Here is a 9,511-nt window from a genome sequence, read left to right on the forward strand (position 1 = left end):
CAAGCGGCAAAACCCGGGGGCGCGTCGCCGCGGTGGCGGAGCCTCAGCTTTCGGTGGCGGTTTCGGCCATGGCGCGCCAGCGCGGCAGGCGGTCGAGCTGGCCGACCGAGGCCAGGTAGGCCTGGTCGACATCGCGGCCGTTGACCAGGGCCGCAGCGACATGCACCGCGCCGGTCACCCAGAAGCTGCCGCGCACGCGTGCCGGGCGGTCGTGGAACGCGACGGCTTCGACGATCGGGCCGGGCAGGCCCCACAGCCCCAGCAGGTAGGCGCCGGTGGTGCTGTAGGGCGTGGTGGTCGTATCGATGCCGGCCGAACGTGGCAGCAGCAGGCCGACCTCGGCCAGCAGGCCGGCGGTGGACGCGAGGTCCGCGCTGGGCCCGGCCAGCAGCTTGCCCGCTAGCTGCGAAATGCGCAGCGAGCGATCGCGCAGCTCGTCGGCTTCGGCGCCCGCGGAGAACACCTCGCTGGCGAGCACCAGCTGGCGCAGCGTGTTGTGGCCCAGGCGGGTCACCGCCGAACGCAGGTCGGTGATCTCGCGGCCGCCGGAGTAATAGGCGGAGTTCGACAGGCGCAGCACCCGCGCCGCGACGGTGGGATCCTGTGCGACCACCTCGGCGACCTTCGCCGCGGTGCTGTCGGGGTCGCGCAGCAGCGCGGTCAGCGCCAGGTACTGGCGCGGCGCCGCCGGCAGCGTGCCGACGCGTTCGATCGCATGCTTGAGCGCCGGGTCGTCGAGCAGTTCGCGCAGTTCGACCACGCTCTCGATGGCATCGATGAGCGCCAGCGAGTCGAGCGGCTCGTTGAGGATCCGGTGGCTGGTGCCGAGCGCATCGAGCAGGTCGTGGGCGGCATCGGGCTCAAGCAGCAGGATGCGCACCGCGCCGGGATGGCGCGGGCGCAGGCCCGCGAGCACGGCCAGCCCGCTGCTGCTGCCCACCCGCGAGGCGCAGACCAGGACGTCCGGCGCGCGGCCGCCATCGCCCGCAGGCACGTCCGCCGCGCTCGCCACGTGTTCCAGGTGCCAGTCCGGGTCGTGATCCAGCAGTTCGCGCCGGACGCCCGCGACATGACCGGCGTCGCCCCCTACAACCACGATCTGCACGACAGTTTCCCCTTTGATTGCACTGGATACGGAAGATACCGCGCCGCGACGGGCGGTCGTAGCCTGCGCTGCACGTTCTTCCACCTTGCGCACAGTTCGCGGGCGTGCGGCGTGCACAGCTTCCCGCTATCCATCCATCGACATCGGCAGGATCGCGCGCAGCACCGTTCCGCCGCCCGGCCGTGCCGAGATCGTGACGCTTCCGCCGAGCTGGGTCGCGCGTTCGCGCATGGTCACCAGGCCGAGTCCACCCGCGCGGCTCGCATCGAAACCGCGGCCGTCATCGGAAACGCGCAGCAGCAGTCGCGCACCTTCCGCGTCATCTTCGAGCTCGACCTCCACCTCCGCCCGTGTCGCGCCGGCGTGGCGTGCGATGTTGGTCAGCGCTTCCTGCGCGATGCGGAAGCACGCCAGTTCGACCGCGGCCGGCAGGCGCCCGTCGATCGGCGCGACCTCCAGGCGGATGTCGAGCGCCGTGTTGCGTGCGAGCAGGGTCACCTGGCCGCGCAATGCGGCCTCCAGTCCCAGCGAATCGAGCTGCGGCGGACGCAGCAGCAACGACAGGTTGCGCAGTTTGAGCACGGTCTGGTCGGCGATCGCGATGATCTCGTCGAGGATCTCGCGACGCATCAGCGGGTCCGCGGCAAGCGTGTCGTCGGTGAGTGAGGTCGCGGCGAGCTTGATCGCGGTGATCGACTGGCCGATGTCGTCGTGCAGTTCGCGCGACAGCGTGCGGCGCTCGTCCTCCTGCACGGTCAGCAGGCGCTGCGCGACCGACTGCAGCTCCTCGCGCAGCCGGCTCTGCTCCTGCAGGCTCAGGTTGACCTCGTGGAACGAGGCTTGCGCACGCGCCGCCAGCCCGTTCATGGCGTCGGCCAGCGGCAGCAGTTCGCGCGGGAGGTTGTCCGGGACCAGCGGAGCGGCATCGCTGTCGAGCGCGAACTGGCGCATGCGCTTGAGCAGCTGGCGGACGCTGCGGCCAAGGCGACGCATCTTGATGACCACCACGGCGAGCACGCCGGCGAGCACGAGCGCCAGCAGCGCCAGAACCGCCAGCGCCGTGCGCCGCAGCTCGGCTTCGATCGAGCCGCGCGGCTGCAGCAGCACCAGTCGCCAGCCGTTGTCGAGCCGCACCGCGATCGCGAACGCGTCGCCGCCGCCGTCAAGCACGCCATCCAGAGACTGCACGCCGCCCAGCGTGCGCGCCAGACGGACGAGCGCGCGGTCGGTCGCCGAACTGCCCATGACGTCGAGTGGACCCTTCGTTACGCCTTCGCTCGCATGCACGACGGTGTACGCGCGATCCAGCAGAAGCAGCTCGAACCCCTGTTCATCCGCGCCGCGTTTCGGGAACAGCGACTCCACCAGGACCGAGCCTTCGACCACGCCGGCAAACCGGCCGTCGGCCAGCAGCGGCACCGATACCGCGACCAGCGTCGCGTTTCCCGGGCCACGGCCCAGGAACGCGTTGGAGATATGTCCCCGGCCGGTCTGGCGCGGAACCTGGAAATATTCGCGGTCGGCGACCGAGGCGGGCGTACCGCTGTCCGGCATGAGGGGCACGCTGGTCGACACGCTGCCTTCCGCATCGGTGACCACCAGGCGGGCGAACGCGGGATAGTGGCGATTGACGCGCGCCAGGTCGCTCTGCCAGCGGCCGATATCGGCGATGTCGCCGTCGCTGTTGCGGCGGTCGGCGAGTACCTGCATCGCCGCCAGGTGGATCTGCAGGAAGCCTTCCAGCTCGCGCGCGCTGGAGGTGGCGGTGGCCGCCAGGCGGGTCGCGCTTTGCGCCCGCACCGACATCGACGCCTGCCAGAGCAGCACCCCGGCCAGCACCAGTACGGGCAGAAACACCGCCAGCAACACCAGTCCGGTGAACTCGCCCAGCAGCGTGCGACCTGGGCGTGCCGCGGATTCTGTTGCGTCGGTCATGGCGGCCACGCTACCGGCCGGGACCGCGTGGCTGCAAGCCCGGGCCACGGCGATGCCCCTCAGAACAGCTCGACGCTGCCCGCATCCATCGACTGCTGGGTCACCGGCTTGTGCGGTGGCCGCTCCCATTCACCGCGCATCTGCGCGATGCGCTGGCCGATCTGGGTGAGCGCGCGTTGCAGTTCGGCGTCGGCGTGCCCGCCGCTGCGATGCAGCAGGTCCTGCAGCACCGTGGCTTCGCGGTTGATCGCGCCGAGCCGGTCCAGGTGCACGTTGGCGGCGGTCAGCGCCTGGGTGGCGATGTCCTCGAACTGCAGCGAGCGCACGGCCTCGGCGACCGAGCCATCGATGGACTTGGCGCATTCGGCGATCTCGCGCATGCCGTTGCCGAGGTTGCGGTTGATGCCGTCGACGCGCTCGAGCATGGCGGCGGCCTCGATCCGCGCCAGGCGGCTGCGGTCGAGGTCGCGCGATGCCATCGTGCTGACGGTGTCGCGGACCCGCGCGATCGAATCCTTGGAGCTGTGCGCGAGCTTGCGGATCTGTTCGTTGAACGCGGTCGAGCGCTCGGACAGGTTGCGCACCTCGTCGGCGACCACCGCAAAGCCGCGCCCGGCCTCGCCGGCACGCGCCGCCTCGATCGCGGCGTTGAGGGCCAGCAGGTTGGTCTGGTCGGCGATCGACTTGACGTCCTCGAGCAGCGAGAAGATGCCGTCCAGGTGCTCGGCCATGGCGTCGATGTGGGTCACGGTGGCGCCGCTCTGGCCGCTGACCGCTTCCAGCGCCTCGACCAGCTGTTCCATCTGCTGGCTGGCCTGCAGCGCGAATCGGTGCACGTCCGAGCCGTTGCCGTTGCCGTTGCCGTCGCCGTCGTTGCGGCGATCGATGATGCGCGAGGCCACTTCGCTCTGCTGGCGCGAGCGGCGGTTGACCGCGTCGAAGCTGCCGCCCAGCTTGGCGACCGATTCGCGGATCAGTTCGCGGGTGCGCTCGATCTCGCCGCGCGAACCCTGCACCTCGGCGCCGATGAAGTTGCGTAGGTCCTCGAGCAGACGACCCTGTTCGCCGAGCCGGGCGGAGTCGCCGGCCGACGGGCGCAGCACCGTCCATGCAAAGCCGAGCCAGGCCAGGGTCATGGCCGCGAGCGCGCCCCAGCGCACCGGCGGAGGCAGGTCGAGCGCCTGGGCCACGATCAGGACCAGGGTGAGCACCAGCGGCGGTGCCAAGCGGAGCAGTACGCGCGAATCCATCATCGGTTCCGTGGTTGGTCGAAACGGTCTGCCCTAGGTAACGGCAGTAACGGGTCTTGCTTTAGCCGTCGCGCGAGGCCGCGAGCAAACGCTGCGCCACCTGCGGCAGCGGCACGACTTCCTCGGCCGCGCCATTGGCCACCGCGGCGCCGGGCATGCCCCAGATCACGCTGCTGGCTTCGTCCTGTGCCAGGGTGCGCGCGCCGGCCTTGCGCAGGGCCAGCAGGCCGGCCGCGCCGTCGTCGCCCATGCCGGTGAGTAGCGCCGCGCTGGCGTTGCGCCCGGCGTGCGCGGCCACCGACTGGAACAGCACGTCGACACTGGGCCGGTGCCGGCGCACCGGGTCGTCCTCGCCCAGCCGGCACACCCAGCGCGCGCCGCTGCGCAACACGCGCAGGTGGCGGCCGCCAGGCGCGACATAGGCGTGGCCGGCCAGCAGCGGCTGGTTGTCGGCCGCCTCCATCACGGTCATGCGGCTGTGGCGGTCGAGCCGTTCGGCGAAGGGCCCGCTGAACGCGGCCGGGATGTGCTGGACGATGAGCGTGGCCGGTGCGTCGGCCGGCATCTGCGCCAGCACTTCGCGGATGGCTTCGGTGCCGCCGGTCGATGCGCCGATCGCCAGCAGGCGCTCGGTGGTGCGATAGCCGATGGGTCCTTCGCAGCGCGCGGCCGGCGCCGGCGAGATGCGCGCGACGCGCGCCATCGCGGCCTGCTTCACCTTGTCCACCAGCACGGCGCCGTATTCGACCAGGCCGCGGGCGATGTCGATCCTGGGCTTGGCGATGAAATCCACCGCGCCCAGCGCCAGCGCATCAAGCGTCACCGAGGCGCCGGCCTCGGTCAGCGACGACACCATCAGCACCGGCATCGGCCGCAGCCGCATCAGGTTGCGCAGGAACGTCAGCCCGTCCATGCGCGGCATCTCGACGTCCAGGGTCAGTACGTCCGGCGCGAGCTGCTTGATCTTGTCCCGCGCGATGTAGGGGTCCGACGCGGTGCCGACCACCTCGATGCCCGGGTCTGCGCCAAGCAGCTCCGACATCAGGGCGCGCACCAGCGCCGAATCGTCCACGATGAGCACCCGGACCGGACGCCTGGCCATGTCAGAACAGCTCCACGCTGCCGGCGGCAGGGGCGCGGGCGAGGCGCCCGTACAGCGCGCGCTCGGCGTCGACGACTTCCTTGCGGGTCGCCGGCAGGCGCCTGACCAGGCTGCGCCCGGACTGCACGAAGAAGGCGACCTTGCGCGCCTGGTTCTCGCCCAGGTCCTTGGCGATCACCGGGATCTTCTCTGCGGCCAGGTAGTCGAGCACGAAGTCGGCATTGCGCGTGCCGATGGGATGGCTGTGGAAGCCGCTCAGCACGTTGCCGCCGCCAAACACCTTGGCCTGCAGGCGCTGGCGCCGCGCGCCGCGCTTGAGCAGGTCGTTGATCAGCAGCTCCATGGCGTTGACGCCATAGCGCGCCGACGTGGCGTTGATGTCGCCGCCCGGCAGCATGAAATGGTTCATGCCGCCCAGGCCAAGCAGGGGGTCGTACAGGCAGGCGGCCACGCACGAGCCCAGCAGCGTCACCAGCGCCACCGGCTGGTCGGTCGCCAGGTAGTCCGCCGGCAGCAGGCGGATCGCCTGGGTCTGCAGCGCGGAGTCGAAGTAGCCGCCGGCGGGCGACGTCGCCACTGCGCTGCTCATCCGGTGCCCGCCCTCGCTGCAGCCCGGTAGACGGTGCGACCGCAGGGCGACACCAGGTCGGCCGCGTGGTTGAAGCTTTCGGAGTGGCCGGTGTACAGCCGGCCCTCGGCCGTCAGCAGCGGGGCGATGCGCTGCAGCACCCCGTACTGGGTGGGCTTGTCGAAATAGATCATGACGTTGCGGCAGAACACGGCGGTCCAGGCGCCGTGCTTCAGGCCGTAGTCGGCATCGAGCAGGTTCAGCGCGCGGAACTCGACCAGCGCACGCAGCTCGGGCCGCACCCGGCACAGGCCGGCGTTGGCGCCGGCGCCGCGCTGGAAGAAGCGGCGCTTGCGGGGCGTCTCGATCGCATCGATGCGCTCGAGCGGGTACACCCCGCGCGCGGCCGCCTGCAGCACGTTGGTGTCGATGTCGGTCGCCAGGATGCGCACCGGCGGGGTCAGCGTGTCGAATGCCTCGCAGGCGGTCATCGCGATCGACCAGGGCTCCTCGCCGGTCGAGGCCGCGCAGCACCAGACCTGCAGCGGTGGGCCGCCGCGATGCGCCGCCTGCAGCTGGCTGGCCAGCAGCGGGAAGTGGTGCGCCTCGCGGAAGAACGAGGTCAGGTTGGTGGTCAGTGCGTTGACGAAATTCTGCTCTTCGTCGTCGGCGTCGTCCTCGACCAGGTCCAGGTAGTCGCTGAAGCGGTCGAAGCCGCATGCGCGCAGGCGCCGGACCAGGCGGCTGTAGACCATGTCGCGCTTGTGCGCGCCCAGGTTGATGCCGGCGCGGTCATGGATCATGCGGCACACGCGTCGGAAGTCGCGGTCATCGAAGACGAACGTGCGGTCCTCGACGGTCTGTGCGTGGCTGTCGCGGACCGGCTCAGGCACGGTCGAGCTCCCCCTGCGCCAGCGCCATGGCCAACTCGGGTGCCGCCAGCCGGGCCCCGAGCCAGTGTTCGAACACCGGCTGCGCCAGCGCCTGCGAATACAGGAAGCCCTGCACCTCCTGGCAGCCGAACTCACGCAGCAGCGCCGCCTGGCCGACGGTTTCCACGCCCTCGGCGATCACCGCCATGTCGAAGTTCCTCGCGATCAGCGTGATCGAGCGGACGATGGCCTTGTCGCCGCGGCTGCCGACCAGGTCGCGGACGAAGGAGCGGTCGATCTTGACCCGGTCGACCGGCAGCCGGTGCAGCATCGACAGCGAAGCGTGGCCGGTACCGAAGTCGTCATAGGACACGCGGATGCCGCGCTTGCGCAGCTGCAGCAGGGTGCGTTCGGCGACGCCGTCGTCGCGCAGTGCGATCGTCTCGGTCAGCTCGATCTCCAGCTGCGCCGCCGGCAGGCCGCTGGCGGCGAGCGCGAGGTCGATCTTGTCGACCAGGGCGTCGTCGTTGAACTGCGCCGGGAACAGGTTGACGCCCACCGTCAGCCCGCGGCCGCGCACGAGCGGCCAGCGTACGGCGTCGCGGCAGGCCTGATGCAGGATCCAGGTGCCGACGTGGGTGGCGATGGCGCTGCGCGACAGCGCATCGATGAAGGCGCCGGGCATCAGCAGGCCGCGCACGGGATGGCGCCAGCGCAGCAGCGCCTCGGCACCCGAGGGCAGCCCGCTGGCGAGATCGATCTGCGGCTGGTAGTGCAGCTCGAACTCGCCGTCGCGGAATGCGCGCCGCAGCTCCAGGTCGAGCTGCCTGCGGTCCACCGCCTCTTCGCGCATCGATGACGAGAACCGGCGCAGCTGCATGCTGCCGCCGCGCTTGGCGTGGCGCAGGGCCAGCGCGGCGAGCGCGAGCAGCCCGCTGCTGCCACAGTCGTCGTATGCGGCCAGGTCGGGATTGCCGGCGTCGTCGAACGCCAGGCCGATGCAGGCCTCGACGTGGACGCGCTGGTGTTCGATCTCGCAGGGGCGCGCGACCTCGCGCAGCAGCGCCTGCAGGCGTGGCTCGAGTCCGTCGATGTCGTCCGGAGCCGGGAACAGGATCACGAACTCGTCGCTGCCAAAGCGCGCCAGATGTGCGTCGACCGGCAGCCACGCCATCAGGCGCGAAGCCACGACCTGCAGCACGGTGTCGCCGATGACGTGGCCAAGGGCCTCGTTGACGGCCCGGAAATTGTCGAGTCCCAGCAGCGCCACGCCCAGGCGTGCGCCGCGGCCGCGCAGCGAGTCGACGGTGGCGAACAGGGCCTCGCGGTTGGGCAGTCCGGTCAGCGCATCGAGCCGCCCCGAACGCGGTTCGCGCCGCGGGACGGCATCGTTGGAGTCGCGCAGGACCAGCACAATGCCCCGGGCGTTGCCATCGTGCCAGGCGCAGCGTGCGGCCTGCACCGTGCGCAGCTCGCCGAACGCGTCGCGGATCCGCAGTTCACGCAGGCTGCGCGCGTTGTCGCGGCTGCCGGACGGAGCACGCAGCCAGCTGGCCACCGCAGCGGGGTCGAGCTGCAGCTCGGCGGGCACCAGCAGGTCGAGCGCCTGCCCCGGGGTCGCGACTGGCCCCAGCAGATCGCGTGCGGCCGCGTTGGCGAAGATCGTCGCGCCGTGCGCGTCGGCCATGATCACCGCGCTGAAGCCGGCTTCGGCCACCTGCCGGCAGCGTGCCAGCACGTTGCCGCCGAACACGCGCGTGGCCAGCGTGGCCAGCGATCCGATCCGGGCCGCCACCGTCGCGGCGCAGACCTCGCGCCGGTGCGGGCTGCCCGCACCGAGCACACCGAGCAGTTCACCGGTGGGGCCGAACAGCACGGTCGCGATGAAGTGGCGGATGCCGGCGGGACCGGCCACCAGGACATCGTCGGCCAGGCGCGGATCGTCGCTGGCGTCGGCGATCACGGCCAGGGGGTTCGCGGCGTCCACGATCGTGCATAGCCGGCTACCGGCGAATGCGGCGGTCGGCGCCAGGCCCCGCACGGCGGCCAGGCGCAGTTGGCCGTCCTCCATCACCCACAGCATCGTGCTCGGGCAGTCGAGCAGGTCCGCCGCCACCTCCAGGACCGCGGTGAAACCCGCATCGCGCTCGGCGTCATGCGGCTCGGTGTCCGACAGTGTGGAAGGCTTTCCGGACCGCGGCACGGGAGCGGCAGGCGCCCACGGGTGTGCGGTGGCGCGGTCTGCTGGGAGGGAAAGCATGGGCGTTCGATCCGGACGTGGGGCGAAGGACGGAGAGGAGGTCGTGGGCGGGTGTCAGGCGGGGACTTCGACGGTCTTCGCCGGCGCGGCGGCGGCCGTGCGGCGAGCGCCCCGTACGTCGCCCGCGGCGACGGCCGCCGCAGCGGGCGCGCCTGCCGCCGGCGCATGCACTGCGCCCTGGGTCGAGAACACCGCCACCGTGTGCACCAGTTGCCCGGCCTGCTGCTCCATGCTGCGCGCAGCGGCCGTGGCTTCCTCGACCAGCGCGGCGTTCTGCTGCGTGCTTTCGTCCATCTGGGTGATCGCCTGGTTGACCTGCTCGATGCCCGCGCTCTGCTCCTGCGAGGCGGCCGAGATGTCGGCGATGATGTCGGTGACGCGCTTCACGCTGGTCACGATCTCGCCCATGGTGCGCCCGG

8 protein-coding genes are annotated in these 9,511 nt (G+C 71.3%); all 8 read right to left on the minus strand.

Going from position 1 to position 9,511, the window contains the following annotated elements; translation table 11 throughout:
* Window positions 1–43 precede the first annotated feature (43 nt).
* Entirely contained in the window at window positions 44–1,105 is a 1,062-nt protein-coding gene (locus ACW5DW_RS16735; RefSeq protein ID WP_457020434.1) for an HDOD domain-containing protein, read from the minus strand.
* A gap of 126 nt (window positions 1,106–1,231) precedes the next feature.
* The gene (locus ACW5DW_RS16740) at window positions 1,232–3,040 is read right to left on the minus strand and encodes an ATP-binding protein (protein WP_457020435.1); all 1,809 of its coding nucleotides are present in this window, start codon (window positions 3,038–3,040) and stop codon (window positions 1,232–1,234) included.
* A 59-nt stretch (window positions 3,041–3,099) separates the two neighbouring features.
* Window positions 3,100–4,290 (minus strand): methyl-accepting chemotaxis protein, encoded by a 1,191-nt coding sequence (locus ACW5DW_RS16745; RefSeq protein WP_457020436.1) that lies wholly within the window; start codon window positions 4,288–4,290, stop codon window positions 3,100–3,102.
* Between the two features lie 61 nt (window positions 4,291–4,351).
* Entirely contained in the window at window positions 4,352–5,392 is a 1,041-nt protein-coding gene (locus ACW5DW_RS16750; RefSeq protein ID WP_457020437.1) for a protein-glutamate methylesterase/protein-glutamine glutaminase, read from the minus strand.
* A gap of 1 nt (window position 5,393) precedes the next feature.
* A complete protein-coding gene (gene cheD, locus ACW5DW_RS16755) occupies window positions 5,394–5,981 on the minus strand; it encodes a chemoreceptor glutamine deamidase CheD (RefSeq protein ID WP_457020438.1) in 588 nt (195 codons plus the stop codon).
* Window positions 5,978–6,853 (minus strand): CheR family methyltransferase, encoded by an 876-nt coding sequence (locus tag ACW5DW_RS16760; RefSeq protein WP_457020439.1) that lies wholly within the window; start codon window positions 6,851–6,853, stop codon window positions 5,978–5,980. Before ACW5DW_RS16760 ends, cheD begins: the two co-directional genes overlap by 4 nt.
* Window positions 6,846–9,035 carry a putative bifunctional diguanylate cyclase/phosphodiesterase gene (locus ACW5DW_RS16765; RefSeq protein ID WP_457020440.1) on the minus strand — a complete coding sequence of 730 codons (2,190 nt, stop codon included), beginning with the start codon at window positions 9,033–9,035 and terminating at the stop codon, window positions 6,846–6,848. The genes ACW5DW_RS16760 and ACW5DW_RS16765 overlap by 8 nt, the downstream gene beginning before the upstream one ends.
* Before the next feature lie 111 nt (window positions 9,036–9,146).
* Window positions 9,147–9,511: methyl-accepting chemotaxis protein (locus ACW5DW_RS16770; protein ID WP_457020441.1), on the minus strand; the 365-nt coding region annotated here is incomplete at its 5' end.

It is taken from the genome of Luteimonas sp. A482, assembly GCF_054072655.1.